This window comes from Mesorhizobium sp. WSM4807, from assembly GCF_055811615.1.
This window is the reverse complement of the sequence record NZ_JBVVQY010000021.1, coordinates 36,505-62,417: the sequence shown is the minus strand read 5'-3', so window position 1 is coordinate 62,417 and position 25,913 is coordinate 36,505. Positions and strand designations below refer to the sequence as shown.

At 63.0% G+C, this 25,913-nt stretch carries 26 protein-coding genes; 18 read left to right on the top strand and 8 right to left on the bottom strand.

Annotated elements, in window-relative coordinates:
• The first annotated feature begins 131 nt into the window (after positions 1-131).
• The 4 genes from AC0L3N_RS24095 to AC0L3N_RS24080 all read left to right on the top strand — a co-directional run bounded on the left by AC0L3N_RS24095 (position 132) and on the right by AC0L3N_RS24080 (position 6,252).
• On the top strand, positions 132-929 hold the full coding sequence (locus AC0L3N_RS24095; RefSeq protein ID WP_473549853.1) for a FadR/GntR family transcriptional regulator: 798 nt from the start codon (positions 132-134) through the stop codon (positions 927-929).
• Positions 930-1,296: 367 nt separating this feature from the next.
• On the top strand, positions 1,297-2,391 hold the full coding sequence (locus AC0L3N_RS24090; RefSeq protein WP_473549852.1) for a branched-chain amino acid ABC transporter substrate-binding protein: 1,095 nt from the start codon (positions 1,297-1,299) through the stop codon (positions 2,389-2,391).
• Between the two features lie 215 nt (positions 2,392-2,606).
• On the top strand, positions 2,607-3,704 hold the full coding sequence (locus AC0L3N_RS24085; protein ID WP_473549851.1) for a branched-chain amino acid ABC transporter substrate-binding protein: 1,098 nt from the start codon (positions 2,607-2,609) through the stop codon (positions 3,702-3,704).
• 85 nt (positions 3,705-3,789) lie between these two features.
• Positions 3,790-6,252 carry a PAS-domain containing protein gene (locus AC0L3N_RS24080; protein WP_473549849.1) on the top strand — a complete coding sequence of 821 codons (2,463 nt, stop codon included), beginning with the start codon at positions 3,790-3,792 and terminating at the stop codon, positions 6,250-6,252.
• A 358-nt stretch (positions 6,253-6,610) separates the two neighbouring features.
• Here the strand turns inward: AC0L3N_RS24080 and AC0L3N_RS24075 are convergent, their stop codons facing one another.
• The gene (locus tag AC0L3N_RS24075; RefSeq protein WP_473549848.1) at positions 6,611-7,543 is read right to left on the bottom strand and encodes an NAD(P)-dependent oxidoreductase; all 933 of its coding nucleotides are present in this window, start codon (positions 7,541-7,543) and stop codon (positions 6,611-6,613) included.
• A 155-nt stretch (positions 7,544-7,698) separates the two neighbouring features.
• On the opposite strand from AC0L3N_RS24075, the gene AC0L3N_RS24070 reads away from it, so the two are divergent.
• Complete coding sequence (locus AC0L3N_RS24070) at positions 7,699-8,595, top strand: NAD-dependent epimerase/dehydratase family protein (protein WP_095493104.1); 897 nt, start codon at positions 7,699-7,701, stop codon at positions 8,593-8,595.
• A gap of 102 nt (positions 8,596-8,697) precedes the next feature.
• A complete protein-coding gene (locus AC0L3N_RS24065; protein ID WP_473549846.1) occupies positions 8,698-9,474 on the top strand; it encodes a FadR/GntR family transcriptional regulator in 777 nt (258 codons plus the stop codon).
• Between the two features lie 9 nt (positions 9,475-9,483).
• Here the strand turns inward: AC0L3N_RS24065 and AC0L3N_RS24060 are convergent, their stop codons facing one another.
• Positions 9,484-9,771 (bottom strand): DUF3175 domain-containing protein, encoded by a 288-nt coding sequence (locus AC0L3N_RS24060; protein ID WP_473549905.1) that lies wholly within the window; start codon positions 9,769-9,771, stop codon positions 9,484-9,486.
• 238 nt (positions 9,772-10,009) lie between these two features.
• On the opposite strand from AC0L3N_RS24060, the gene AC0L3N_RS24055 reads away from it, so the two are divergent.
• The 10 genes from AC0L3N_RS24055 (at position 10,010) to AC0L3N_RS24010 (ending at position 19,250) form a co-directional block, all read left to right on the top strand.
• Entirely contained in the window at positions 10,010-11,182 is a 1,173-nt protein-coding gene (locus AC0L3N_RS24055) for an MFS transporter (protein ID WP_473549903.1), read from the top strand.
• A gap of 152 nt (positions 11,183-11,334) precedes the next feature.
• The gene (locus AC0L3N_RS24050; RefSeq protein ID WP_473549902.1) at positions 11,335-11,658 is read left to right on the top strand and encodes an ArsR/SmtB family transcription factor; all 324 of its coding nucleotides are present in this window, start codon (positions 11,335-11,337) and stop codon (positions 11,656-11,658) included.
• Positions 11,655-12,065, top strand: coding sequence for an SRPBCC family protein (locus tag AC0L3N_RS24045; RefSeq protein ID WP_473549845.1), 411 nt, complete (start codon positions 11,655-11,657; stop codon positions 12,063-12,065). Before AC0L3N_RS24050 ends, AC0L3N_RS24045 begins: the two co-directional genes overlap by 4 nt.
• A gap of 122 nt (positions 12,066-12,187) precedes the next feature.
• Complete coding sequence (locus tag AC0L3N_RS24040) at positions 12,188-12,409, top strand: hypothetical protein (protein WP_027154326.1); 222 nt, start codon at positions 12,188-12,190, stop codon at positions 12,407-12,409.
• 235 nt (positions 12,410-12,644) lie between these two features.
• Entirely contained in the window at positions 12,645-13,673 is a 1,029-nt protein-coding gene (gntR, locus tag AC0L3N_RS24035) for an HTH-type transcriptional regulator GntR (protein ID WP_473549842.1), read from the top strand.
• A gap of 297 nt (positions 13,674-13,970) precedes the next feature.
• Entirely contained in the window at positions 13,971-15,095 is a 1,125-nt protein-coding gene (locus AC0L3N_RS24030; RefSeq protein WP_123152034.1) for a sugar ABC transporter substrate-binding protein, read from the top strand.
• Between the two features lie 69 nt (positions 15,096-15,164).
• On the top strand, positions 15,165-16,733 hold the full coding sequence (locus tag AC0L3N_RS24025; RefSeq protein ID WP_473549840.1) for a sugar ABC transporter ATP-binding protein: 1,569 nt from the start codon (positions 15,165-15,167) through the stop codon (positions 16,731-16,733).
• Positions 16,730-17,710 carry an ABC transporter permease gene (locus AC0L3N_RS24020; protein ID WP_473549839.1) on the top strand — a complete coding sequence of 327 codons (981 nt, stop codon included), beginning with the start codon at positions 16,730-16,732 and terminating at the stop codon, positions 17,708-17,710. The genes AC0L3N_RS24025 and AC0L3N_RS24020 overlap by 4 nt, the downstream gene beginning before the upstream one ends.
• Positions 17,707-18,693 (top strand): ABC transporter permease, encoded by a 987-nt coding sequence (locus tag AC0L3N_RS24015; RefSeq protein WP_473549837.1) that lies wholly within the window; start codon positions 17,707-17,709, stop codon positions 18,691-18,693. The genes AC0L3N_RS24020 and AC0L3N_RS24015 overlap by 4 nt, the downstream gene beginning before the upstream one ends.
• 29 nt (positions 18,694-18,722) lie before the next feature.
• On the top strand, positions 18,723-19,250 hold the full coding sequence (locus AC0L3N_RS24010) for a gluconokinase (protein WP_473549836.1): 528 nt from the start codon (positions 18,723-18,725) through the stop codon (positions 19,248-19,250).
• A 41-nt stretch (positions 19,251-19,291) separates the two neighbouring features.
• On the opposite strand, the gene AC0L3N_RS24005 is transcribed toward AC0L3N_RS24010, so the two are convergent.
• On the bottom strand, positions 19,292-19,741 hold the full coding sequence (locus AC0L3N_RS24005) for an RrF2 family transcriptional regulator (RefSeq protein ID WP_029351604.1): 450 nt from the start codon (positions 19,739-19,741) through the stop codon (positions 19,292-19,294).
• Positions 19,742-19,996: 255 nt separating this feature from the next.
• Complete coding sequence (locus AC0L3N_RS24000; RefSeq protein WP_473549835.1) at positions 19,997-20,983, bottom strand: sulfate ABC transporter substrate-binding protein; 987 nt, start codon at positions 20,981-20,983, stop codon at positions 19,997-19,999.
• A gap of 261 nt (positions 20,984-21,244) precedes the next feature.
• Here AC0L3N_RS24000 and AC0L3N_RS23995 point away from each other — a divergent pair, with 261 nt between their 5' ends.
• Together AC0L3N_RS23995 and AC0L3N_RS23990 are read left to right on the top strand one after the other, a co-directional pair.
• Complete coding sequence (locus tag AC0L3N_RS23995; protein WP_123152028.1) at positions 21,245-21,520, top strand: antitoxin; 276 nt, start codon at positions 21,245-21,247, stop codon at positions 21,518-21,520.
• A complete protein-coding gene (locus tag AC0L3N_RS23990; RefSeq protein WP_123152027.1) occupies positions 21,517-21,915 on the top strand; it encodes a type II toxin-antitoxin system VapC family toxin in 399 nt (132 codons plus the stop codon). The genes AC0L3N_RS23995 and AC0L3N_RS23990 overlap by 4 nt, the downstream gene beginning before the upstream one ends.
• A 13-nt stretch (positions 21,916-21,928) precedes the next feature.
• On the opposite strand, the gene AC0L3N_RS23985 is transcribed toward AC0L3N_RS23990, so the two are convergent.
• From AC0L3N_RS23985 to AC0L3N_RS23970, 4 genes are read right to left on the bottom strand one after another with little or no spacing between them, the layout of a single operon-like run.
• Positions 21,929-22,969 (bottom strand): sulfate/molybdate ABC transporter ATP-binding protein, encoded by a 1,041-nt coding sequence (locus tag AC0L3N_RS23985; protein ID WP_473549833.1) that lies wholly within the window; start codon positions 22,967-22,969, stop codon positions 21,929-21,931.
• A gap of 15 nt (positions 22,970-22,984) precedes the next feature.
• Positions 22,985-23,869, bottom strand: coding sequence for a sulfate ABC transporter permease subunit CysW (cysW, locus tag AC0L3N_RS23980; RefSeq protein WP_473549832.1), 885 nt, complete (start codon positions 23,867-23,869; stop codon positions 22,985-22,987).
• Positions 23,862-24,713 carry a sulfate ABC transporter permease subunit CysT gene (gene cysT / locus AC0L3N_RS23975; RefSeq protein ID WP_123152024.1) on the bottom strand — a complete coding sequence of 284 codons (852 nt, stop codon included), beginning with the start codon at positions 24,711-24,713 and terminating at the stop codon, positions 23,862-23,864. The genes cysW and cysT overlap by 8 nt, the downstream gene beginning before the upstream one ends.
• Before the next feature lie 32 nt (positions 24,714-24,745).
• Complete coding sequence (locus AC0L3N_RS23970) at positions 24,746-25,774, bottom strand: sulfate ABC transporter substrate-binding protein (RefSeq protein ID WP_473549830.1); 1,029 nt, start codon at positions 25,772-25,774, stop codon at positions 24,746-24,748.
• Positions 25,775-25,913 lie beyond the last annotated feature (139 nt).

Below are 25,913 nucleotides of genomic sequence, written 5' to 3'. Positions count from 1 at the left end.
CGCAGTTCGGGGCGTCCGATCGACGGGCGCCCCGTCACACCGGTTCATGAAAAACGTGCGAGGTGACATTGCCGGGGCGATAGGCTCCCGCTTTGCCGCGCCTTGAGTTCAGCCTGTGCCGGGGAACATGGATGTCGGACGCAAGATTGAAAAAGCGACTTACCACGGTCAAGGCACGGGCCAAGGTCAAGGCACCGGCCGCCCGTCCAACCGGCGCCCGCCGTGCCGATGCGGCGCTGATCCCCGGATCGAGCGTGCATGCGTCGCTGGCCAACGAGATCGGCCTCAGGATCGTGCGCGGCGACTATCCGCCGGGAACCATCCTGCCCAACGAAGCCAAATGGTCGGAAACCTTCGACGTCAGCCGCTCGGCGGTGCGTGAGGCGATCAAGATGCTGATGGCCAAGAGCCTGCTGGCCTCACGCCCCAAGATCGGCAGCTGGGTCGAGCCGAAGGAGCGCTGGAACCTGCTCGATCGCGACGTGCTGGCCTGGTACGCCACGGCGCCCGATCGCGAAATGTTCCTGCGCACCGTCCAGGAATTCCGCCACATCATCGAGCCGGAAGCCAGCGCCTTTGCGGCGATCCGGCACAGCGACGAGCAGATGGCTGAGATCAGCCAGGCCTGCCGGGAGATGGGCGAGGCGGCGACGCTGCCGGAGCGCACCCGCGCCGATACGCGATTTCATCTCGCCATCCTGCGAGCGTCGGGCAACGACCTCCTGGTGCCGCTCGGCGTGTTGATCGAATCCGCGCTCGACCATCTGTTCGTCTTTGTCACCCGCGAGACCAGCGACCAGCGGCGGGCGCAGTCACTGCATGAGGCGATCGAAAAGAACATCCGTCTCAGGCGTCCGGCGGCTGCAAGGAATGCCGTGCACAGGCTGCTCGCCAACACCGACGACGTTATCGGGCGGTCGCGGCGATAAGGTCAAACGCAATCGCTCTGAACGGCAAAGTTCGGCTCTAAGCGGAAACTCGTTCGCGCTCGGCCGAATTCCCGCCCATGAACCGAAAGCGACCTTCGTAGGTCGGGCCGGAACGTCTGCAAAGGGGGCAATCCACTTCGTAGCACGCGATGGCAACAACCGCTTAGGCCCGATTTTGTTGAGAACCTCGGCAAGCGCGAGCGCTTTAGCCGTCAACTAACCCGCGCAGGGATACGGCAAATCCAGGTATAAGCCTAATCGAAGACGAGACGAGTGCGCTGTAGGAACAGCCAAGATATCCACGTTCGCGGAAAGGACTGTCGGCGTTGACGGGATTGGCGTAAACTACACGCTTGGGGTGTCATCCATGCGTATCATCACAGTGGCTTTTGTGGCGCTCGCGGCGTTGTTCATCTGCCCCGCGCGGGCGGAGGTATTGGTCGGGGTTTCGGCCGCGATGACGGGACGGCTCGCCTGGATTGGTGAGCAGGGGCAGCGTGGGGCAGAGATGGCTGTTGCCGACTTCAATGCGGCGGGCGGCGTTCTCGGCCAGCAGGTGGGGTTAATCGCGGTCGACGATTTCTGCGATCCCGAGCAGGCGGTGGTGGCAGCCCGGAAGCTGGTCGCTGATGGCGTGGTGCTCGTCATCGGTCATTACTGCTCCGGAGCCTCGATCCCGGCATCGAAGGTGTACGAGGCGGCGGGAGTTCTGCAGATTTCGCCGGGATCGACCAATCCGCAGCTGACCGAACAGGGTCGGGCCAACGTCTTCCGCGTCATTGGTCGCGACGATACGCAAGGTATCGTGGCCGGCAACCACCTAGCCGATCGCTGGGGCGACAAGAAGGTCGCGATCCTTCACGACACCACGACATATGGGAAAGGTCTCGCCGATGAGACCAGAAAGCAGCTGAACAAGCGGGGCGTGACCGAAGCTGTCTACGACGCGTACACCCCAGGCAAGGACGACTATTCGGCCGAGGTCGCTGCACTACAGGCCGCTGGCGTCGCCGTGCTGTATGTCGGTGGGTATCATGCCGAGGTTGCGCTGATTGTTCGCGCCGCACGCGACCGCGGCTACGCGGTTCAGATCATCTCCGGCGATGCCCTGGCGACCGAGGAATTTGCCCTGATCGCCGGCCCCGCGGCCGAGGGGACCCTCTTCACGTTCTCCGCGGACCCACGGCGAAACCCCGAAGCGGTCCCGGTAGTGGAGCGATTCCGTGCCGAAAACTTCGAGCCCGCAGGCTACACGCTGCTGAGCTACGCAGCCGTCCAGGTCTGGGCGCAGGCGGTCGAGAAGGCAGGTTCGCTGGAGCTGGCGACGGTCATCGCGACCCTGCGCGGGCAGGAGTTCGACACTGTCCTGGGCTCGATCGATTTCGACGACAAGGGCGATCTCTCGACCCAGAACTGGGTATGGTACGTCTGGCGAAGTGGAGAGTACGTGCCGGTCGAGTAAGAACCGGTCATCGGCGCTGCTCGGGACATCTGATGCAGGGCAAATCAGCCGCTCGTTCGGATCGAGCATCGGTACGAGCCTGAACGCCTCGGTATATGCAGCCGCCTGTTGCGTCTCCGTTGCCGGGATCGCGGCCGACCCAGGCACGTCCCGCCTGCGGAAAGGGCTGTCGGCGTTAACCATATTAGCGTAAGCTAAGGTTTGGAGGTGCAGTCATGCACCGCGTGGTTACCATAGCTGTCGCCGCGTTTGCGGCCTTGGTCATCTGCCCGGCGCGGGCGGAGATACCGATCGGAGCAGCTGGTCCGGTCACTGGGCGGCTCGCTTGGAATGGCGAGCAGCTGCAGCGCGGCGTGGAGATGGCCGTAGCCGACATCAATGCTGCGGGCGGCGTACTCGGGCAGCAGGTACGGCTCATCACCGCCGACGATTTCTGCGATCCCGAGCAAGCGGTAGCGGCCGCCCAAAAGCTGGTGGCTGACGGTGTCGTTTTCGTTGTCGGGCATATGTGCTCCGAGTCGTCGATCCCGGCATCGAAGGTCTATGAGGCGGCGGGGATTTTGCAGATTTCGCCAGCCTCCACTAACCCAATGCTGACGGAGCAAGGTAGCGCCAACGTGTTTCGTGTCATTGGCCGCGACGATACGCAGGGGACCGTGGCCGGCAACTACCTGGCCGACCACAGGGCCGACAAGCAAATTGCAATCCTTCACGACCGCACGACCTATGGGAAGGGCCTCGCCGACGAGACCAGAAAGCAGTTGAACAGGCGGGGCGTAACCGAAGCGATCTATGAAGCGTACGACCCCGAGAAGACCGACTATTCGGTTGAAATCGCTGCTCTAGAGGCAGCCGGCATTGCAGTGTTGTACCTTGGCGGCCGCTATGACGCGGCCGCACTCATGGCCCGTGCTGCACGCGACCGCGGATACTCACTTCAACTCGTCTCAGGCGATGCCATGGCGACCGAGGAATTCGGCCTGATCGCCGGCCCCGCGGCCGAGGGAACTCTCTTCACGATCCCTGCGGACCCGCGGCGAGACCCTGAAGCGGCTCCAGTCGTGGAGCGGTTTCGTGCCGAAAACTTCGAGCCCGAAGGCTACACGCTGCTGAGCTACGGCGCCGTCCAGGTCTGGGCGCAGGCAGTCGGGAAGGCTGGTTCCCTGGAGCTGAACGCAGTCATCGCAGCACTGCGCGGCCAGCAGTTCGACACGGTGCTCGGCCTGGTCGATTTCGACGAAAAGGGCGACCTCACGAACCAAAGTTGGGCGTGGTACGTCTGGCGGGATGGAGGTTACGTGCCGGTGGAATAGGATGATCCCGCCCCGCCGCCGCCGCGCCTGAGGCATCTTATGCGGACCAAGTTAGCGCGCTCGTTCGGATCAAAGCGTCGCCGCGATGCTTGAAAGTCTCGGCATACGCGGCCGCCTGCTGCTGGCTTTTTTCGGGATCAGCGCCTTCGCAGTGCTGGCAACAGCGGCTGCCCTGTATGCCTTTCTCCAGGTCGGCGACGTCGTCGACCGCATCACCAGGGATCGAGTGCCGTCGGCGCTTGCCTCCCTCCAGCTGTCGCGCCAGGCCGAGCGGGTCGCGGCCATTGCGCCGGCCGTGCTGACGTCAACTAGCAAAGCCCGGCACAACGAAGTCTCGGCCGCGATCGGGGTCGAGATGACGCGCCTCGAGGAGCTGCTGGCCGCGCTCAAGGGTGCCGCGCTTGGAACGCCAGCGGTGGCTGAGATCGAGGCTGCGGTGTTCGGTCTCAGGCGCAACCTCGACGCTCTCGACGACCTTGTTGCCACGCGCCTCGCCGTGGTCGCGCGCAAGGAAGAGCTGTTGCGCCGCTTGTCGGCGACGACAATTGCAGGCCAGCGTCTCGTGGCCCCCGGCATCCTGGTGATGAATTCCAGGCTCGCGCAGTGGCGGGCCGCGGCCGACGCATCGCTCGCGCCGGATCGAAGCGCGGCGGTCATGGCCGATCTCGTCCAGGCGATTGCAGCCTACATCCCCCAACAGAGGGCGCACCAGGAAATGTCGGCGGTCAACGACGCTCTGGTCAGGACGGCGGACGCGTCGACGCCGGGCGATCTGGCGTTGATCCTGTTTCCGCTGCGCCGGTCCCTTGCCGCTCTGGAAACGATCTCCGCCGAGATCGACGAGAAGCTGCAGGTCCGCTTCCGACAACGGGTGGACGAGTTTAAGGCGCTGATCGATGGCGAAAAGAGCATCCCCAAGGCCCGCCAGGACGAGCTCGCCGTCTTGGCGCAGGGCGAAAAGCTTCTCGGCGAAAACAATCGGCTGTCGCGCAGCCTCACCGCTGCCGTTGATCGGCTGGTCGCCGCGGCGGACCGCGAGATCACCGCGTCCGGTCTCGAAGCCGCGGTCGTCCAGCGCTACGGCACCGGAGTTGTCCTTGGCTCCGCCTTCCTCAGCCTTCTGAGTTCGGTTCTGGTGGTCTGGCTCTATGTTGACCGAAGCCTTCTCGCCCGGCTGGGGGCGGTGAGCCAAGGCATGTTCGCGATCGCTGGCGGCAACCTTCGAGCGCCCCTACCTGCCGCCGGCCGAGACGAAATCGGCCGCATGGCCGAGGCGCTCAGGCTGTTCCGGGACACCGCGGTCGAGGTCGAGGAAAAGAACCTGCGCGAGGTCGCCGAGGCGCGCCAGCGGCTCGTCGATGCCATCGAGAGCATCTCCGAGGGATTCGCTCTCTACGACGGGCAGGACCGGCTCGTCCTCAGCAACAGCCGCTATCGCGAACTGCTCTACGCCGGCCTGGAGGAAATGACGCCCGGCACGATATTCGAGCACATCATCCGCCGGTCTGCTGAGCGCGGCTACATCAAGGATGCTGAGGGGCGGGTCGAGGAATGGGTCGCCGAGCGGCTCTCCCGGCACCGCAACCCTGGCGACCCCTGGGTGCAGCGGCGCGGCGATGGACGATGGATCATGATAGGCGAGCGGCGGATCACCGGCGGCGGAACGGTCGCCGTCTACTCGGACATCACGGAGCTGAAGCAACGGGAGGAGAACCTCGCCGAGAAATCCGCGGCTCTCGAGGCGCTTTCCAACAAGCTGGCCAAGTATCTCGCGCCGCAGGTGTACAAATCGATATTTTCCGGCCGTCAGGACGTCAGGATCGCCAGCCAGCGCAAGAAGCTGACCATATGCTTCTCAGACATCGCTGGCTTTACCGAGACCACTGACAAGATGGAGTCCGAGGATCTCACCCAGCTCCTCAACCACTATCTGACGGAAATGTCGAAAATTGCTTCGGATCACGGCGCAACGATCGATAAGTATGTCGGTGACGCGATCTTGATGTTTTTCGGCGATCCGGAGACTCGCGGTGTCAAGGAGGACGCGCTCGCCTGCGTCGAGATGGCCCTCGCCATGCAGAAGCGGATGACCGACCTTGCCGAAATCTGGCGTGACATCGGCATCGAAACGCCGCTGCGCTGCCGCATCGGCATCCATACCGACTACTGCACCGTCGGCAATTTCGGCAGCGAAGACCGGATGGACTACACGATCATCGGCGGCGCCGTGAACCTCGCCTCACGCCTCGAGCAGGAGGCGCCGCCGGGCGCCGTGCTCATTTCCTATGAGACGTTTGCGCAAGTGAAGGACATGATCGACTGCGACGAACTGGGGCACATCCACGTCAAGGGGATCGCCTATGCGGTCGCCACCTATCGCGTCATCGATCTGAAGGCCAATATGGTCGCCGCCCGCAGCGCCGTTCGAACCGTGCTGCCGCATCTCAGGCTGGAGGCTGAACCCGAGCTGATGTCTGCTGACGAGCGTGACCAAGCCGCTAATGCGCTTCGAGACGTGCTCGATCGACTTTGTCACAAGCTTGGGTAGTGGGGCTCGCGCCCGCACCCGGTTCGTCGCCTTCTACAGCGCTCACCTTGTCGACCAACGCAGGGATGGTTCCTTCGCCAGCGCCTCCTTTGGGGCCGAGACTTTACCTTCCCGGCGTCGCTGGCAAGGTCGGCAATTGGCGCCACTTGCTCGTTCTCATCGGCGAGACGAATGGCAGCATTCTACCCATCTTGGCCATTTGCGCTGGCTGGTTGGGTTTGCCCCTAGATGGTAGTCCTAAAGGTTCGGTTCGGAAGATGATGATCAAGCAGGAGCATAGCGCCTGGTTCTATTGCAATGAATCAGGCTTTGGGCTCATGAAAATTCCATGTCGGCTCTGCAGCCTTCATTGCGCGTCCTATCGGACGCGTGGCGCTGTAGGCGGCGTCAGGTCGACGCCGTTGACCTTGCCGATATGCGTGGCCAGCATCGGCACATACTGATCGGCCGGCCCGGCGGCGAATGCGCCGGCGAAGGCGTTCTTGGTGGCATTACCGAGCGGGTTGGCGATGCCGGCGGCACCCGCCATCGATTCGAGATAGGTGAGGTCTTTGAAGGCGTTGGCGATGGTGAATTTGTGCGCGTCGCGGTCGCCTTCCAGCGTCCAGCGCATAAAGGTCTGGTAGAAGCCGCAATCCATGCGGCCGTTGCGGATGACGCTGTCGAAGCGCGGCGGCGAGATGCCGACCTTCTGCGCCAGCGCCAGCGCCTCGGAATAGATCGCGGCATAGCCCAGCGAAATGAAATTGTTGAGCAGCTTCATGCGGTGGCCGTCGCCGGTGTCGCCGATATGGACGATACGTCCGGCCCAGGTGTCGAGCACCGGCTTCAGCCGGGCAAAGACCGCGTCGGATGCGCCGACCATGGCGTCGAGCGTGCCTTCCCACGCCTCGTTCGGCGTGCGGCTCAGCGGGGCATCGACATAGTCGACGCCGAGCGCCTTAAGTTCGGCGGCAAGCGTTACCGTCGAGGTCGGATCCGAGGTCGAGCAATCAACGACCACCGAACCCTTCTTCAGGCCTTCCTTGAGGCCGCCGGGCCCGCGGATGATAGCTTCGACCTCGCGCGAGCCGGTGACGCAGATGAAGACGATATCAGATGCCACTGCCACGTCGCGCGAGGTCGCGGCTTCCTCCGCACCCCGGCCAAGCAGGTCTTGCGCCGGCGCGCGGTTCTTGCGGCCGAGAAACGTCAGGGAATAGCCCTTGTCGACGATATTCTTCGCGATCCCGTGGCCCATCAAGCCAAGTCCGATGAAGCCGATCTTCTCGCTCGCGGCGGTCGTGTTCATGTCGTGTCGTCCTGTGTTGCTGATATCGATGACGGCGCTGCACTTTGGCAGGCGAATTGTTGAAGCGGGTTTTCGCCGCAGGCGGTTGGCAGGCGATTGCGGAATGCCATATTGTCTGACAATACACATGAATCTTAGGGAATGTGGAGAGCAAAATGACGAAGCGGATCATGTTCACCGGCGGCAGCGGCAAGGCCGGGCGTCACGTCGTGCAGTATCTGGTCGAGCAGGGCTGTCAGGTGCTCAACATCGACACCAAGCCGCTCGACAATCCCAAGGTGCGCACCTTGATCACCGATATCACCGACAGCGGGCAGGTGTTCAATGCGCTGTCGAGCTATATGGGCCTGCATGAATTCGACCCGTCGCTGCGCGCGCAGCCAGTCGATGCGGTGGTGCATTTCGCGGCGATCCCGCGCATCATGATCACGCCCGACAACGAGGTGTTCCGCATCAACGCGCTCGGCACCTACAATGTCATCGAGGCGGCGGTGAAGCTCGGCATCCGCAAGGTGGTGATCGCTTCCAGCGAGACGACCTATGGGCTGGTCTTCGCCAACGAGCCGCGCGACCCGACACATTTCCCGCTCGACGAGGAGTACGATGTCGATCCGATGGATAGCTACGCGCTGTCGAAGATCGTCAACGAGAAGACGGCGCGCGCCTTCGCGCTGCGCAGCGGCATCGACATCTACGCTTTGCGCATCGGCAACGTCATCGAGCCGCATGAATATTCGCTGTTTCCGAAATGGTTCGCCGATCCGGGTTTCCGCAAGCGGATCGCCTGGAGTTATGTCGACGCGCGCGACCTCGGCCAGATCACGTTGCGCGCCATCGAAAAGGACGGGCTCGGCTATCAGGTGTTCAATGCCGCCAATGACGACACCTCGTCCGACCTGCCGACGGCCGAATTGCTGAAGCGGTTTTATCCCGGCGTGCCGGTCAAGGGCGAACTTGGTGAATACGAAACGCTGCTCTCCAACCGCAAGGCGCGGGATATGCTCGGATTCCGCCCGGAACACAGCTGGCGGAAATACGTCAAAACGACATGACGGGGTCGATGCATCCGGGCTGATCTGTGCACAGAAGCAGGCTTTGCAGCCCGAGGCTTTTCCCGTGCTTGACAGCTTTCGGAATCCGGACTTTGTGAACGCATGCGGGACGGCAAGCCGAATAAGGGAAAAACACCGGCCAAGGCGGCGTCTGCCGAGCGGGCGGCAGTCGTTCGCCGTGCCGACGCGGCGCGTATGCCTGGGTCGAGCGTGCATGCGTCGCTGGCCAACGAAATCGGTCTCAGGATCGTGCGCGGCGACTATTCGCCGGGAACCATCCTGCCCAATGAAGCCAAATGGTCGGAGACCTTCGACGTCAGCCGCTCGGCGGTGCGCGAAGCGATCAAGATGCTGATGGCCAAGGGCCTGCTGGCGTCGCGCCCGAAGATCGGCAGCTGGGTCGAGCCGAAAGAGCGCTGGAACCTGCTCGATCGCGACGTGCTCGCCTGGTACGCGACATCGCCCGACCGCGAGGTGTTCCTGAAAACGGTGCAGGAGTTCCGCCACATCATTGAGCCGGAAGCGACCGCCTTTGCCGCCATGCGGCGCACAGACGAGCAGATGGCCGAGATCAGCCAGGCCTGCCGGGAGATGGGGGAGGCGACGACGCTGCAGGAGCGCACGCGCGCCGATACGCGTTTTCATCTGGCCATCCTGCGCGCCTCCGGCAACGATCTTCTGGTGCCGCTCGGCGTGCTGATCGAATCGGCGCTCGATCATCTGTTCGCCTATACGACGCGGGAACTGGACGATTTGCAGCATGCGCAGAAGCTGCACGAAGCGATCGAAAAGAACATCCGCCTGCAGCGGCCGGATGCGGCGCGCAACGCGGTCCGCAAGCTCCTGGCCAATACAGATAGCGTCATCAAGTCGAGGTAGGCCGACCCTCTAATCTTCTCTCGGGCGACCAAACGCGGCGCGCAGTTCGTCCTTGGCGTCCTCCAGCACTTTCTTCTGTTTGGCCGGCAGGTTTTTGCCGGCACGGTTGATGTAGAAATTCAGCATCGACATGGCGGACTGGAACGGCTCGGCCTTGCGCCGCTCGCTCTGTTCGGCCGATCGCTTCAGCGATGCCGCAATCTTCTTGGGGTCGTGGGATTCGAAGATATGCTCCTCGAGGTCCAGCGCATCGCTGTGCTCGGTCACCTCGGCCGACCATTTCCTTTTCGCGGTCATGACAAACTCCTTCCATTGGTAAGTTTGATGGAAAACTCCGGGACGGCAGCCACTGTTCCACCGCAGTTCGATCCCTGGAGCCACGGATTTGCCTGTCGTGGCGCTGCACGGCGCCGCCAATGCACCGATAGTGGTGTCGAACCGGTCGATTTTCTCAGAATCGCGGACAGGAAACGCCTTGACCACAACCGTCTCCAGCCAGGCAAGCAGCCGCGGCATCGACAGCGCCTATGCCTGGATGCGGCTCGGCATTTCCGTGCTGCTGGCGACGATCGGCGGCGTCGGCATGTGGGCGGTGGTCGTGGTGCTGCCCGCCGTGCAGGCGGAATTCGGCGTCGATCGCGCCGCCGCGTCGATGCCCTATACCGCGACCATGGTCGGTTTCGCGGCCGGCAATGTGCTGGTCGGCCGCGCCATCGACCGCATGGGCTACTGGATCCCGGCGCTCATTGCCTCGGTGGCGCTCGGTACCGGTTTCCTGCTGGCGTCGCTGACCACTTCGATCCTGCAGTTCACTCTTGTCCAGGGACTTTTGATCGGCGTCGGCACCTCGGCGATTTTCGGGCCGCTGATCGCCGACATCTCGCACTGGTTCAACCGCCGCCGCGGCGTCGCGGTGACGGCTGCCGCCGCCGGCAACTATCTCGCCGGGGCGATCTGGCCGTTGGCGATGCCCTTTGTCATGCAGGCCGAAGGCTGGCGTTTCACCTATGCCGCGATCGGCGTCGTTTGCCTCGCGACCATGGTGCCGCTGATCCTGCTGCTCAGGCGCGGCGCACCACGTGCCGCCGCTCCCGGTTCGCCCGGCAGCCGGCCCGTCCAGCCGATCTCACTGTCACCGGCAGCCTTGCAGGTGCTGCTCGTCGTCGCTGGCCTTGGCTGCTGCGTGGCGATGTCGATGCCGCAGGTCCATATCGTCGCGTATTGCATGGACCTCGGCTACGGCGTTGCGCGTGGCGCCGACATGCTGTCGATCATGCTGGCGGCGGGCGTCGTCAGCCGGCTGGCGTCCGGCTTCCTTGCCGATCGCATCGGCGGCGTGAAAACCCTGCTGATCGGCTCGGTGCTGCAAGCCCTGTCGCTGTTGTTCTACATCCCCTTCGACGGGCTCGCGTCGCTTTACGTCGTCTCGCTGGTTTTCGGCCTGTCGCAGGGTGGCATCGTGCCTTGCTATGCCATCATCGTGCGCGAATACATGCCTGCCAAGGAGGCCGGCCAGCGCGTCGGCATCGTCATGATGGCAACCATCTTCGGCATGGCGATCGGCGGCTGGATGTCGGGCTGGATCTATGATCTGACCGGCTCCTACGCCGCCGCGTTCCTTAACGGTATCGCCTGGAACCTGTTGAACATAGCGGCCATGATGCTGCTGCTGTGGAAAGCGCGGCGCAGCGCCGCGGCAATGGCCTGAGCACTGACCCTTTGAACTTCGGCTCACGACCCCCAGCGGAAGTTCGCTGACTAATGACTGACCGTCCGCGATCACCGGTCCACGTTCCTGCTTGACTTACTCATATCTCGGTGGTTATTGGTTTATCAATAGCCAACAAGTTATCGATTGCGATGCCACAGCCCCACGAGATCCTTTTCAGAACGCTTGCCGATCCAACGCGACGGGCCATCTTCGAGCGGCTGTGTCGCGACGGAGACCAGACCGTCGCGGCCCTGACCGCTCGGGCCGGGGTCTCGCAACCGGCCGTGTCAAAGCATCTTGGGATGCTGAAGCAGGCCGGGTTGGTACACGACCGTCATGAAGGCCGCAACACGCATTATAGCGCGCAGCTCGGCGCCTTGGCGCCGCTGATCGACTGGACGAACCAAATGGCTGGGTTCTGGCAAAGCCGGTTCGACAACCTCGAAGATCTGCTCAAAAGGATGGACCAATGACCAACACTGAGACCGAAGCGCGCGCCGTCGTTGTCGAACGGGAGGTCGCTTTTCCGCCGGAAAAGATCTGGCGCGCGCTCACGCAATCACACCTGATCGAGGAGTGGCTGATGAAGAACGATTTCAAGCCAGACGAGGGGCACCGTTTCAATCTCAGCGCGGACTGGGGGGCGGTCGACTGTCAGGTCCAGGCAGTCGAGCCCAACAAAACGCTGTCTTACACGTGGGATACCAAGGATCTCAAAAGTGTCGTCACGTGGACGCTCACCCCTACGAGCACGGGGACCCATCTGCGAATGGAGCAGTTGGGCTTCCGGCCGGATCAGCAGCAGTACTACCAGGGTGCCCAATACGGATGGCAGCGGTTCTTTACTAACCTGGAGCAGATCCTGGCGCGGATAGAGTAAGGCGTGCCGGCGCCAACGGGCAATGGCCAACAAGACGTCATCAAATCAAACAAGCTTGCAAATAAGGCTGCCGCCAAGCGGGTCGCCCTATCCGCTTCAGCTCGTCTTCAGAGGAGGTGCTCATGAACTGGAATACGTGGATTCGGCAATTCCACCGCTGGCTGTCGATCATTTTTACGGCGGTCGTCGCTGCCATCTTCATCACCTTGGGCGTAGGTGTCGAGCCCGCCTACTGGGTGTACCTCATGCCGCTGATCCCGCTCGGCTTGCTCATGCTCAGCGGTCTCTACTTGTTCGCGTTGCCCTATGCCACGAGGTGGCGCAGCGGACGACGCACGGCGTAGAAGCCTGAGCACGGTGGACGACAAGACGCCCGCGAACCCACCCACAGCCGAAATTCAAACTGTGGCGCTACCCGAGTTCGGGTAGCTGTCCTGGCCGGTTCGCTTGACAATGGGGTAAGGCTGCGCGACGCCAGACGGGTGCGGCAAGTCGGGTTGGCATGGCGACAGTGGCAAAGACGCTGAACAGCATTTCGCGGCCGCGCTTCGGCGAAGGCGCCGCGTTCGGGACAAGGCTATGACCAAACCGCGCTCGCGCCGCGGCGGCGGCCGTCCGACGATTGCCGATGTCGCGCGTAAGGCCGGTGTCGGCGCCATCACGGTTTCCCGCGCCTTGCGCGAGCCGGGGCGTGTTTCGGAGGATCTGCGCCGCCAGATCCAGGCGGCCGTCGATGAACTCGGCTATCTGCCCGACCCGAATGCGCGAGCATTGGCTTCGGCGCGCGCCGAGGTCTTTGGCGTGCTGGTGCCGTCGCTCACTAACAGCGTCTTTGCCGAAGTGCTGCGCGGCATCTATGACAGCCTGTCCGACAGCTCCTACCGCATCCAGCTCGGCAATACCCATTATTCCGGCCTCGAGGAGGAACGGCTGCTGCAGGTGTTCGGCCCGCAACGCCCGGCGGCGCTGATCGTGGCGGGCATCGACCAGACGCCAACGTCGCGAAGACTGCTCGAGACGGCCGGCTGTCCGGTGGTGCAGGTCATGGAGACCGGGCCCGATCCGGTCGACATGATGGTCGGCTTCTCGCATTTCGACGGCGGCAAGGCGGCGACGGAGCACATGATTGAAACGGGCTATCGCCGCATCGGCTTCATCGGCGCGCGCATGGACCCACGCTCGCAGCGTCGGCTGGCCGGCTATCGCGCGGCGATGGAGGCGGCCGGTCTGTTCGACGCGCGGCTGATCACCACCACGCCGGTGCCGTCCAGCGTGACGCTCGGGCGCGAACTGTTTCGTGACGCGCTGGCCAAGGTGCCGACGCTGGACGGAGTTTTCTGCAACAATGACGACATTGCGCTCGGCGTACTGTTTGAGTGCCACCGCGCCTCGATCGCCGTGCCGAAGACGATCGGCATCACAGGCTTCAACGATCTCGACATGATGGAAGTGGCTTTTCCATCCATCACCAGCGTCCGGACGCCTCGCTACGAGATCGGCCGGCTGTCGGTCGCGATGGCGCTCGCGGCGATTGCAGGCAAGCGGCCGCAAGAGCCGGTCGTCGACCTCGGCTTCGAGCTCAGGTGCCGCGAGAGCACTGCCCGCTGAAAGCCTTCCAGGCATCGCGAAATGACGCTTTACACGGCGTCATGGGTAGCGCTACCATCTGCCTTTGGGAGGAAGCACGCGGCAAAGACCGAAGTCTGTTTATTATATATAAGCGACAGCTCATGCTTGTTTATTATGTATAATATGATAGTTTTTACTTCGGTTAGCCGAGCGACAAGGGAGGAGATCGGGTCGGCATTCGGCCGCCTGGAAGGCGCGAAGGGCAAGGCGGGAGGTGCCGGGCCGGACGCGCGAGACGCGTAGGCACAATCAAAACTGCAACTGGGAGGAATATCGATGTTCAAGTCACTTGTTGGTGGCATCGTTGCCGCCACTGCATTCGTCATGCTGAGCTCGTCGGCGCTCGCCGAAGCCGAAATCGTCAAAGGCCCGTCCGCCGAGCCGGACTGCTTCGCGCCGTGGGCGGCCGACACGCAGTTCTTCAAGTTCCCCAAGAAGGAAGGCCCGTACCGCATCGCGCTTGCCAATGGCTACATCGCCAACACTTGGCGCATCCAGATGGTGCAGACGGCGAAGGCCTATGCGGCGCAGCCGGAGGTCGCGGCGAAACTGAAGGAATTCAAGGTCGTCTCGACCGGCGAAGACGTGCCGGCGCAGATTTCGGCGATCAACAACTTCATCGATTCCGGTTATGACGCGATCGTCGTCAACGCGCAGAATCCGACAGCGTTCGGACCGGTCATCAAGCGCGCCAAGGAAGCCGGCGTCGTGCTGGTCGCCTTCGACAACATTCTCGACACCAAGGACGCCATCAACGTCAATGTCGACCAGAAAGGCCTTGGCGAGTTGTGGGCCAACTGGCTGGTCAAGCATGTGCCCAATGGTGGCAAGATCCTTGAGGTGCGCGGCGTTGCCGGCACGTCGGTCGACACCGACCGCCATAACGGCATCCACGAGGTTTTCAACGCTTCCGGCAAGAAGTGGGAGGTCACCGAAGTCATCGGCAAATGGGACGATGGCGTGGCGCAAAAGGCTACGGCCGACGCGATCGCCACCAACGGTCCCTTCGACGGCATCACCGGGCAGGGCGGCGACACCGGCATCGTCCAGGCGATGATCGATGCCAAGCATCCGTTCGTGCCGTTCGGCGGCGAAACGGAGAATGGCTTTCGCAAATTCTGCGCGAAGTTTGCCGCAGAGGGGCTGAAATGCTCGTCGGCCGGAACCGGCCCGGCCCAGGTAGCGGTCGCCATCAAGACGGCGATTGCCGCGCTCGAAGGCCAGGTCGTCCCGCAAGCGGTGAAGCTGCCGCTGGCGATCGTCGAGGATCCGAACTTCAAGGAAGGCGAGGACTATTTCCCCGACCAATCCGACAATTTCTTCGTCGGCAACTCTTTCCCGACCTGCGGCATCAACTTCACCGCGCAGGAAATCATGGGCCAGAGCAAGGAAAACCAGTAGACTGTCGCTCGGCGCCGCGGGCTATCCCGCGGCGCCGGTCCCAAAGAACAAGCGCCTTGGGAGGGGCCGATGGACGGTGCGGTTCCGCTCTTCCGCATGGAGGGCATATCCAAGCGCTATGGCGGTGTGCGGGCGCTGGAAAAGGCCGAGCTTTCGGTTACATCAGGCAGCATTCACGCCATTCTTGGCGAAAACGGCGCCGGCAAATCGACGCTGATCAAGGTCATGGCCGGCGTCGTCGCACCTGACGAAGGCCGCATGATGCTGGACGGAAGCGAAGTGACCTTCGCGTCGCCGGCCGCGGCCAACCAGGCCGGCATCGTCTGCATCTTCCAGGAACTGTCGCTCGTCCCCGAACTCAGCGTCGCCGACAACATCGTCATTTCCGATCCGCCCAGGCGTTTCGGCATGATCGACCGTAAGGCGCAGCGCCGCATCGCGGAAGAAGCCCTTGCTCGCGCCGGCGCTGCCGACATCCACCCGCTGGCGCTGGTCAAGGATCTTCCTCTTTCAAGAAGGCAGATGGTCGAGATCGCCAAGGCGCTGGCACGCAAGCCGCGCATCCTGATCCTCGACGAGGCGACCTCGGCGCTGACCGCGGCCGACGTCGCGAAGATTTTCGGCGTCTTGAAGCGGCTGCGCTCGGAAGGGCTGGCGCTGCTCTACATCTCGCATCGGATGAACGAGATCGCCGAGCTAGCCGACCAGTGCACGGTGTTCCGCAACGGCCGCAACGTCGCCAGCTACGCGGCTGGCACGAAGAGCGACAATGAAGTCGTCGAGCTGATGATCGGCCGCGAATACAGCCACATCTTTCCGCCAAAGCCGGTGCGCGCGCCGGCCACCGCCGCGCCCGTGCTGGAGGCGCGAAAACTGTCCTGGACCGATCGGCTGGACAATATCTCGCTCACGGTCGGGGCAGGCGAAGTCGTCGGCCTTGGCGGTCTCGACGGCCAGGGCCAGCGCGAGTTGCTGCTCGCCTTTTTTGGTGTGCTGCGCGGCCTCAGCGGCCAGATATTGATCGATGGCAAGCCGGCGGTCATCGCCAGCCCGGCCAAGGCTCGCAGTGACCGGATCGGCATGGCGCTGATCCCGGAAGATCGCAAGACGGAAGGCCTGATGCTGCCGATGACGGTGCGCGAAAACCTCTCCTTCGCCGCACTCGACCGGCTGTCCAGGGCCGGCATCATCGACCGTGCAGCCGAGCAGCGGCTGATCGACGACATGGTGGGTCTGCTGGCGATAAAGACGGCAGGGCTCGACATTCCGGTCGGCGCGCTGTCCGGCGGCAACCAGCAGAAGGTCGTCATCGCCAAATGGCTGATGCGGCAGCCGCGCATCATCCTGCTCAACGACCCGACGCGGGGCATCGATGTCGGCACCAAGCAGGAACTGTATCAACTGATGCGCAAGCTTGCCGACCAAGGCGCGGCGATCCTGTTTTACTCCACCGACTATGACGAGCTGATCGGCTGCTGCGACCGGGTGCTGGTGCTCTATGACGGAGCGGTCAAGCGCGAGCTGGTCGGCGCCGAGATCACCGAGCGGGCGCTGATCGCCAGCGCGCTCAACATCCATGGCGAAGAGATGCCTGTTAGAGGCATGGCGAAGACGCCAGCCCGAGGAGCGGACGCGTGAAGGATTGGCGCTATTGGCTTGCCGAACAACGCGGAACGCTGCTGGCGTTCGGCATCTTCATCGTGATGTTTACGATCTACACCTCGAACCATCCGGCTGGCTTTACCGCCAACGTCGTGCAGACGGCTTCCAACAAGGGCGTGCTGCTTGCCTTCGTCGCCATGGCGCAGACGCTGGTGGTGATCACCGCCGGCATCGACCTTTCCGTCGGCATGATCTTCCTGCTGACCAACTGCCTGGCCTCATGGCTGGTCATCGGCACCGGCATCGAGACCGCGTTGGGCGTCGTCGCGGTGCTTGGCACCGGGCTGCTGTGCGGGGCGATCAACGGCGCCATCGTCATCTACGGACGGCTGCAGCCGATCGTCACCACCATCGCCACCGGCGCGGTCTATTTCGGCATCGCGCTGCTTTTGAGACCCTTCCCGGGCGGCTCGGTCAACGAGGATCTCGCCGATGCGCTGACCGGACGGCTGTTCGGCGTGGTGCCGGCGAGCCTGGTGGCGCTGCTGGCCGTCGTGCTCGTCGTCTGGGTGCCGTTCAGCCGCTCCGTGCTTGGCCGCGCGGCTTATGCGGCCGGATCGTCTGAGATGGCGGCCTACATGTCCGGCGTGCCGATCCGCCGCGGCAAATTCGCCGCCTATACGCTGGCCGGCCTGCTGGCCGCGATCGGCGGGCTGTTCCTGACCTTCTTCACCTATACGGGCGAGGCGGCCTATGCCAGCGGCAATGCCTATACGCTGTTCTCGATCGCCGCCGTGGTGCTCGGCGGCGTCTCGCTGTTCGGCGGCAAGGGCAGCGCCATCGGCGCGATTTTTGGGGCGCTCGCCTTCCGCACCATCGGCGACCTGCTCTTCGTTTTCGATTTCGATCCGCTCTGGCAGCCGCTGTTCCAGGGCGTCATCCTGCTGATCGCGGTCAGCCTCGGCGCCTTCGCCCTGTTCAGAGTCCGCAACCGCCTGGAGTGGTTCCTGTGAGCGAAACGACCGTCGGCGGCATCGCTGGCCGCATGCCGAAATTCATCCGCCGCGCCGACCCTGCGGTGCTGACCGCCTTTGCCTGTATCGTGCTGCTGCTGTTCGTCGGCAGTCTCTATTCGCGCAGCTTCCTGTCGCCGGAATATCTGCTGCAGCAGCTCAAGGTGGCCTCGTTTCTCGGCATCATCGCCACCGGCATGATGCTGGTCATCCTGCTCGGCCAGATCGACCTGTCGGTGCCGTGGTCGGTGGCGGCGGGCGCAATGATGGCCTGTGCGGCCGCCGCCTACGGCCCGGTCGGCGTGGCGCTGGCGATCCCGTTCGGCATCTTCTGCGGTCTGCTGATCGGCGTCGTCAACGGCATCGGCGTCGCTTATCTGCGCATTCCCTCGATGATCATCACGCTTGCCACCAATGCCGTCGCGCAAGGGCTGATGGTGGTCTATACGGGCGGCTTCTCGCCGCAGGATTCGGCGACCCGGGCGATGCGCTATCTGGCGACCGGCTTTGCCATTCCAGGCGTGCCCAACGCGGTCGTCATCTGGGCGCTGATCGGTGCTGCGATGGTTTTCGTGCTGACCCGCACAGGCTTCGGCCGCACGGTCTACGGCATCGGCAACCGCGAGCGCGCCGCCTACCTCTCCGGCATCGACACGCGGCGCGTGGTGCTGATCGCCTTCGCCGTGTCCGGCGGGCTCTCCGCCTTCGGCGGCGTGCTTCTGGCCGGCTATGCCTCCAAGGCGGCGCAGTCGATGGGCGACGCCTATCTCCTGCCGTCGATCGCAGCGGTCGTGCTTGGCGGCACCTCGATCCTCGGCGGCCGCGGCTCCTATCTCGGCACGGTCGCTGGCGTCATCCTGATCACGCTTTTGCAATCCATTCTTTCGGTCATGCAGATGCCGGAGGCGGGCCGGCAGATCATCTACGGCGTCGTCATCGTCGCAATGCTCCTGCTTTACGGCCGCGCGCCGGCCAGCCGCTGACCCGCATCGTGGACGAAAAGGCAGCACAAATGCAGAGGGATGCTGTCCGGTCCGCACCGGCCGTCGTGGTGATGGGCGTCGCCGGTTGTGGCAAGTCGGCCGTCGGCGAAGCGCTGGCCGCAGCGTTGGGCGCCATCTTCGTCGAGGGCGACCGGCTGCATCCGCCGGAAAACGTCGCGCGTATGGCAAGAGGCGAGCCGCTGACCGACGCATTGCGCGAAGGCTGGCTCGACGCGATCGGCCGGCGCATTGCGGGATCGGTCGGCGAAGGGCAATGCGTGGTCGCCGCCTGTTCGGCGCTGAAGCGCAGCTACCGCGAACATCTGCGCGGCTTTTGCCAAGACATCGTTTTCCTCTATCTGGAAATCGATCCCGCGACCGCAAAGCAGCGTGTCGGCTCCCGCCAGGGCCATTTCATGCCGGCAAGCCTGGTCGACAGCCAGTTCGCCACGCTCGAAGCGCCGGCAGCCGACGAGAACGCATTGACGCTCGATGCGACGCGCCCGGTCGCCGACATCGTCGGCGATGTCGTGAGCCTGTTTGAGGCGAATTCATGAGCCGGTTTCGCCGGCGCGGATCCCGCTTTAGCGGCGGCTGATCAGATCTGCGACGTCAGTTCGACTGGAAAATCGTCATTGTCGGCGTCGCGCATCGCGGCGAGGCTGCGATTGTCCAGCACCTCGGCGATCGCCTGGCGCACCTCCAGCATCATGTTCCGGACCTGGCATGTCGCTTCGTCGCAATCCTCGCAGCGCTGATATTGGGTGCGGCTGGCGCAAGGGATTGGCGCCAGCGGCCCGTCGAGGACACGCACGACATGGCCGATCTTGATCTCGGAGGCCGGCCGGGCGAGGCGATAGCCGCCTTCCTTGCCCTTGCGGCTCTGGACGAACCCGGCATTGCGCAATTCGCCCAGAATGGCATCCAGGAATTTCTTCGGGATGTTGTTGGCGACGGCAATGTCGTTGACGAATGCGAGCTGGCCGACCGGCAAGCCTGACAGATGCACGAGGGCCTTGAGGCCGTATTTGCCTTTTTTGGTAAGCATGCCCGATTCAGTTCATGAAAACCCCAACCGCCCCGCATCTGGCGGTTGTTTGTGTGTAAATCATGACGTTTTGGTCGCGCGATGCAGTTTCGCGAAAACAAGCCGTCTGATGGAACGGTAGGCACAAACACGTTGATTCTTCGTGACGTTTTGGATGGTCCGCCCCGAAAATGCGCGAAATCACCTTTCCGGACCGCGAAAACGAAGAAGGCCGGCAAAAGCCGGCTTTCTTATCACGTTCGAAGATTGCTTGCTTCAGCGGCTACCATAGGTCTGGTCGAGCAGTCCGCCGGCTGCGAAATGCTCGACCTTGACCTTGGCCCAGCCGCCGAAGACGTCCTCCACCGTCAGCAGGCGGACATCGGGAAACTCGGCCTTGTATTTGGCGGCGACCGCCGCGTCGCGAGTCCGCAGGCCGTTGCGGGCGGCGATGTCCTGGCCCTGCGGCGTGTAGAGGAAGTCGAGATAGGTCTTGGCGAGGTCACGCGTGCCATGCTCGTCGGCGACCGTATCGACGATCGCCACCGGAAACTCCGCCAGCAGGCTGACCGAGGGTGTCACCTGCTCGAACTTGTCATCGCCATACTCCCTGCGGACGCCGCGCGTTTCCGACTCGAAGGTGATCAGCACGTCGCCGATCTCGCGCTGCACGAAGGTGGTGGTGGCGGCGCGTCCGCCGGAGTCGAAGATCGGGACGTTGTTGAACAACTTGGTGACGAATTCCTTCACCTTGGCGTCGTCGTCCTTGAAGGCCTCCTTGGCGTAGGCGGTGGCCGCCAGATAGGTGTAGCGCGCATTGCCAGACGTTTTCGGGTTGGGGAAGATCACCTGGACGTCGTCGCGCACGAGATCGTTCCAATCCTTGATGTTTTTCGGATTGCCGGCGCGCACCAAAAAGGACGGCAGCGAATAGAAAGGCGAGGCGTTGTCGGGGAAGTCCTTCTGCCAGTCGGCGGAGATAAGACCCTTCGAGACCAGGAAGTCGATGTCGATGACCTGGTTGAAGGTGACGACATCGGCGCCGAGGCCCTCGGCAATGGCGCGCGCTTGCGCCGACGTCCCGGCATGCGACTGATCGATGGCCACGCCGGGGTGCTCGGCGATGAAGGCCTTGTTGACCTGCGCAAACAATTCGCGGCCTACATCATAGGACGCATTCAGCAGTCTGTCGGCCGACCAGGCTTGGGAGGATGCCAGGAACAGGCCGGCCAATGTGGCGACGCCAAGCAAAAATCGCTTCATGAAAACAGGCCTCCAACGCAGTGCGCTTATTACCCAACCATAGCGGCAAGGCATGATGGGCGACGAGACACGTAGAACGGCTTCGCCACATCATCGCGAGAAAAATGTTCCCATTCCGGGCCGTCGCTAGGATTTTCTTTCAAGCAGGGTGTTCGAGGCTCACCTGGGCAGCGGTGCCCGGTCGGCCCTTGTGCTGGCAAGACGATTGCGTCATGGCGTAATCTGGCATATACAAATGGTATATACAAGGGAGCCGTCGCCATGCCCCAGCGCCGCCATTCTACAACGCCACCGAAAGAGGCGAAGCTGTTTCGTAACAATCGCAGCCAAGCGGTGCGCATTCCTGTCGAGTTCGAGCTCCCCGGCGAAAAGGTCTTGATCAGCCGTGAAGGCGACCGCTTGGTCATCGAGCCGGTCCGCAAACCTGGCCTCACGGGGCTGCTCGCGCAATGGGCGAAAGAGCCGCGGCTCGGTCCCGAGGAGGACTTCCCCGAGATCGACGATATGCCTGTCAAATCCGAGGATTTTTTTAAATGAGGTTCATGCTGGACACGAACATTATCAGCGACATGATCCGAAACCCGGCAGGCAGAGCCGCCAGCGCCATCCTGCGCGTGGGAGACGCCGCCGTGTGTACCAGCATCGTCGTCGCCTCGGAACTGCGATATGGCTGCGTCAGGAAAGGATCGGTCAAGCTGCTCAAGAAAGTCGAGGAATTGCTGGCTGAGATTCCTGTCTTGCCGCTCGATGTGCCGGTGGATGTCGAGTACGGCGCGATTCGCGCCGAGTTGGAACGCATCGGCCAGACCATTGGCCAAAACGACCTTTTTATTGCTGCCCACGCCTACGCACTGGGCACTACCCTGGTGACGGCCAACACGGCAGAGTTCAACCGGATCAAAGGCCTGAAGGTCGAGAACTGGCTGGTGTAGGCCGGATAGAGGATCAAGCAGTCGGAAAAAGCTTCCAGCGCCGCGGCCTGAACGCCACCCGGCTTTTCTGCGCCGCCGGATGGTCGACGGGCAGCTCGATCTCGACCCGCTGACGCTCGCCGCCGATTTCGAGCTCCACCCGTCTGGTGCCGGCGACGCGGCGGCTGGCGGCGACCGTGCCGGCGATGCAGCCATTGCATTCGTCCACCAGTTCGACATCGTGCGGACGGAAGAACAGCGTCGCTTCGCCTTGCGGTGCATGCGGCGCGGACAGCCCGATCGGGCGGTCGGCGATCCAGACCTGACCGTCTTCGACCTTGACGGGAAGCGCACTCGATTCACCGATGAAGCCGTAGACGAACGGCGAGTTCGGTGTGTCGTAGATTTCATCGGCGGTGCCGACCTGCTCGATGCTGCCCTGGCTCATCACCACGACGCGGTCGGCAAGCTCGAGCGCCTCTTCCTGGTCATGGGTGACGAAGACCGTGGTGTGGCCGGTGGCGTCGTGGATGTCGCGCAGCCAACGGCGCAGTTCGCGGCGGACCTGGGCATCGAGCGCGCCGAACGGCTCGTCGAGCAAAAGCACGGCCGGTTCGATCGCCATGGCGCGGGCAAGCGCCACACGCTGGCGCTGGCCGCCGGAAAGCTGCGCCGGATAGCGTTTCTCCAAGCCGGAAAGCTGGACGAGGTCGAGAAGCTCTGAGGCACGGCGGCGGATTTCCTGCGCCGACGGCCGTGACGGCCCGTGCCGAACTTTTAAGCCGAAGCCGATATTGTCGGCCACCGTCATATGGCGAAACAGCGCATAATGCTGGAAAACGAAGCCGACATTGCGCTCCTGGATCGACTTTTGCGACGCATCCTCCTCGCCGAAGAAGATCTTTCCTTTCGTCGGCCGCTCCAGCCCGGCTATCAGCCTGAGCAGCGTTGTCTTGCCGGAGCCGGAAGGCCCGAGCAGCGCGATCAACTCGCCGGACTTGATGTCGAGCGAAACGTCGTGGAGGGCCGGAAACCGTTCAAACTCCTTGCGCACGTTGGCAACGCGAACTTCCATCAACCGTCCCTTTTTTCAGTGTCCGCGCGTCGCGGCGATCTCGGCGCCGTAGCGCATTTCGAGAAGTGTTTTCAAGACCAGCGTGACGAGCGCCAGGCCCGCAAGCAGCGAGGCGACGGCGAACGCGGCGGCAGCATTGTACTCGTTATAGAGGATTTCGACATGCAGCGGCATGGTGTTGGTCAGCCCGCGTATGTGGCCCGACACCACCGACACCGCGCCGAACTCGCCCATGGCGCGGGCATTGCACAACAAGACGCCGTAGAGCAGCCCCCATTTGACGTTGGGCAGCATCACGTACCAGAACGCCTGCCAGCCATTGGCCCCGAGCGACAGCGCCGCCTCCTCGTCGCCATTGCCCTGTTCCTGCATCAAGGGGATCAGTTCGCGGGCGACGAAGGGAAAGGTGACGAAGATGGTGGCGAGCACGATGCCCGGCACGGCAAAGAGGATGACGATGCCATGCGACTTCAGCCAGGCGCCGAGCAGGCCTTGCGCGCCGAACAACAGCACATAGACCAGTCCGGAAATGACCGGCGAGACCGAAAACGGCAGGTCGATGAGCGTGGTTAGGAAGGCCTTGCCCTTGAACTCGAACTTGGCGATCGCCCAGGCGGCGGAGATGCCGAAGACGATGTTGAGCGGCACCGAGATCGCCGCCACCAGCAGCGTCAGGTGGATCGCCGAGCGCGTGTCGAGGTTGGTCAGCGCCTCCGTATAGGCACTGAGGCCCTTTGCGAAGGCTTCGTTGAAGACGACGATCAGCGGCAACAGCAGGAAAATGCCGAGGAAGGCAAAGGTCACGATCATCAGCACGGCTTTCGCCGGGCGGCTTTCGGTTATTGCCGCCGACTGGCTTTCGTGGTGCGGTGCGTAGGATTTGATCTCCGGATCAGCCATAGCGCTTGCGGCTCCACGTCTGCACCAGATTGATGACCAGAAGCATCACGAACGACAAAGCGAGCATGATCGCCGCGATCGCGGTCGCCGCCGCATAATTGTATTCCTCCAGCCGGATGACGATCAAAAGCGGCGCGATCTCGGATTTGTAGGGCAGATTGCCGGCGATGAAGATGACGGAGCCATACTCGCCGACACCGCGCGCGAAAGCCAGCGCAAAACCGGTGACGATGGCCGGCGCCAGGCCCGGAAGCAGAACCCGGGCGATGGTCTGGAAGCGATTGGCGCCGAGCGTGGCAGCCACTTCCTCCACCTCCTTGTCGATCTCCTCCATAATCGGCTGGACGGTGCGCACGACGAAGGGCAGGCCGATGAAGATCAGCGCGATGACGATGCCGAGCGGCGTGTAGGCGACCTTGATGCCGAGCGGCGCCAGCAGGCTGCCGAGCCAGCCATTCGGCGCGTAGAGCGTGGTCAGTGCGATGCCGGCAACCGCCGTCGGCAGCGCGAAGGGCAGGTCGACCATGGCATCGACGATTCGGCGGCCAGGAAAGCTGTAGCGCACCAGCACCCAGGCGACGATCGTGCCGAAGACGACATTGACCGCGGCGGCAAAGAAGGCGGTGCCGAAGCTGATTTCAAGCGCATTGATGGTGCGGCGGTCGGTGGCGATCGCCCAGAAATCGGCCCAGCCGAGCGCGGCCGATCGCCAGATCAGCCCCGACAGGGGAATGAGGATGATGAGCGTGAGGTAGGCAAGCGAGAAGCCGAGCGTCAATCCGAAACCCGGAATGACGCTCGGCTGTCTGAACCGCCACCCCGCCTTGGCGGGTGCTGTGGTCATGTCGTCCTGATCTAGAATCTAGCTTACTGGGTCTACTGGGCCGGCTTGTAGATCTGGTCGAATATACCACCGTCGCCGAAATGGTAAGGCTGTGCTTTCTTCCAACCGCCAAAAAGCGGATCGTCGATGGTGATCAGCTTGATCTCAGGCAGTTTGGCGAGGTCCTCCGCCGGCACCAAATCGGGCTTCGACGGGCGATAGTGGTTCTTGGCGATCAGCGTCTGGCCTTCCTTGGAGTAGAGATAGCCTAGATAGGCTTCGGCGACTTTTCGCGTGCCTTTGGCGTCGACATTGGCGTCGACCACGGCGACCGGCGGCTCGGCCAGGATCGAGGTCGGCGGGTAAACGATATCGAAATTATCGGCACCGAATTCGTCGAGCGCCAGATAGGCCTCGTTTTCCCAGGCCAGCAACACGTCGCCCAGGCCTTTTTGCGCGAAAGTCACGGTCGCACCGCGCGCACCGGTGTCGAGCACCGGAACATGAGCGTAGAGATTGCCGACGAATTCCTTGGTCTTGGCCTCGTCACCGCCATCCTTGGCGTTGGCGTAGGCCCAGGCGGCGAGATAGTTCCAGCGCGCGCCGCCCGAGGTCTTGGGGTTCGGGGTGATCACCTGGACGTCGTCCTTGACCAGATCGCCCCAGTCCTGGATGCCCTTCGGGTTGCCTTTGCGGACGAGGAAGATGATGGTCGAGGTGTAGGGCGCCGAGTTGTTCTCGAACTTGGTCCGCCAGTCGGGATTGATCGTCTTCGATTTCTCCACGATGGCGTTGATGTCGCCTTCGAGCGCTAGCGTCACCACGTCGGCGTCGAGGCCGTCGATCACGGCGCGGGCCTGCGCGCCCGACCCGCCATGTGACTGCTGGACGGTTACCGTCTCACCGGTCTCGGCCTTCCAGTGGGCGATAAAAGCCTCGTCGAATTGCTTGTACAGCTCACGCGTCGGGTCATAGGACACGTTGAGGATGGTGGTATCGGCAAACGCGAAACCGAGCGTGCCGAACTGGACAGATGTGGCAACCAGTGCGCCGAGCAGTTTCCTGAAACGAGGATTGGTCATTTCCGCCTCCGTTGAGCTCACCTCAATCTACTGAATTGGTAGAAATTAGATGCAATCAATGTTGCTTTTTTTGGCCTTGTGAAGCAATTTTTCGCCGACCTTTGGCCTCATGAGGAAATTCTTTCCTCGCAACGCTGCA

Coding starts and splice junctions, on each gene's coding strand:
- AC0L3N_RS24095 (WP_473549853.1), top strand. CDS start 132: ATGTCGGACGCAAGATTGAAAAAGCGACTTACCACGGTCAAGGCACGG.
- AC0L3N_RS23985 (WP_473549833.1), bottom strand. CDS start 22,969: ATGGAAGTTCGCGTTGCCAACGTGCGCAAGGAGTTTGAACGGTTTCCG.
- AC0L3N_RS24065 (WP_473549846.1), top strand. CDS start 8,698: ATGCGGGACGGCAAGCCGAATAAGGGAAAAACACCGGCCAAGGCGGCG.
- AC0L3N_RS23970 (WP_473549830.1), bottom strand. CDS start 25,774: ATGACCAATCCTCGTTTCAGGAAACTGCTCGGCGCACTGGTTGCCACA.
- AC0L3N_RS24090 (WP_473549852.1), top strand. CDS start 1,297: ATGCGTATCATCACAGTGGCTTTTGTGGCGCTCGCGGCGTTGTTCATC.
- cysW (WP_473549832.1), bottom strand. CDS start 23,869: ATGGCTGATCCGGAGATCAAATCCTACGCACCGCACCACGAAAGCCAG.
- AC0L3N_RS24045 (WP_473549845.1), top strand. CDS start 11,655: ATGACCAACACTGAGACCGAAGCGCGCGCCGTCGTTGTCGAACGGGAG.
- AC0L3N_RS23990 (WP_123152027.1), top strand. CDS start 21,517: ATGAGGTTCATGCTGGACACGAACATTATCAGCGACATGATCCGAAAC.
- AC0L3N_RS24085 (WP_473549851.1), top strand. CDS start 2,607: ATGCACCGCGTGGTTACCATAGCTGTCGCCGCGTTTGCGGCCTTGGTC.
- AC0L3N_RS24000 (WP_473549835.1), bottom strand. CDS start 20,983: ATGAAGCGATTTTTGCTTGGCGTCGCCACATTGGCCGGCCTGTTCCTG.
- AC0L3N_RS24040 (WP_027154326.1), top strand. CDS start 12,188: ATGAACTGGAATACGTGGATTCGGCAATTCCACCGCTGGCTGTCGATC.
- AC0L3N_RS24060 (WP_473549905.1), bottom strand. CDS start 9,771: ATGACCGCGAAAAGGAAATGGTCGGCCGAGGTGACCGAGCACAGCGAT.
- AC0L3N_RS24070 (WP_095493104.1), top strand. CDS start 7,699: ATGACGAAGCGGATCATGTTCACCGGCGGCAGCGGCAAGGCCGGGCGT.
- AC0L3N_RS24010 (WP_473549836.1), top strand. CDS start 18,723: ATGCAGAGGGATGCTGTCCGGTCCGCACCGGCCGTCGTGGTGATGGGC.
- cysT (WP_123152024.1), bottom strand. CDS start 24,713: ATGACCACAGCACCCGCCAAGGCGGGGTGGCGGTTCAGACAGCCGAGC.
- AC0L3N_RS24080 (WP_473549849.1), top strand. CDS start 3,790: ATGCTTGAAAGTCTCGGCATACGCGGCCGCCTGCTGCTGGCTTTTTTC.
- AC0L3N_RS24055 (WP_473549903.1), top strand. CDS start 10,010: ATGCGGCTCGGCATTTCCGTGCTGCTGGCGACGATCGGCGGCGTCGGC.
- AC0L3N_RS24075 (WP_473549848.1), bottom strand. CDS start 7,543: ATGAACACGACCGCCGCGAGCGAGAAGATCGGCTTCATCGGACTTGGC.
- AC0L3N_RS24025 (WP_473549840.1), top strand. CDS start 15,165: ATGGACGGTGCGGTTCCGCTCTTCCGCATGGAGGGCATATCCAAGCGC.
- AC0L3N_RS24030 (WP_123152034.1), top strand. CDS start 13,971: ATGTTCAAGTCACTTGTTGGTGGCATCGTTGCCGCCACTGCATTCGTC.
- gntR (WP_473549842.1), top strand. CDS start 12,645: ATGACCAAACCGCGCTCGCGCCGCGGCGGCGGCCGTCCGACGATTGCC.
- AC0L3N_RS24050 (WP_473549902.1), top strand. CDS start 11,335: ATGCCACAGCCCCACGAGATCCTTTTCAGAACGCTTGCCGATCCAACG.
- AC0L3N_RS24005 (WP_029351604.1), bottom strand. CDS start 19,741: ATGCTTACCAAAAAAGGCAAATACGGCCTCAAGGCCCTCGTGCATCTG.
- AC0L3N_RS23995 (WP_123152028.1), top strand. CDS start 21,245: ATGCCCCAGCGCCGCCATTCTACAACGCCACCGAAAGAGGCGAAGCTG.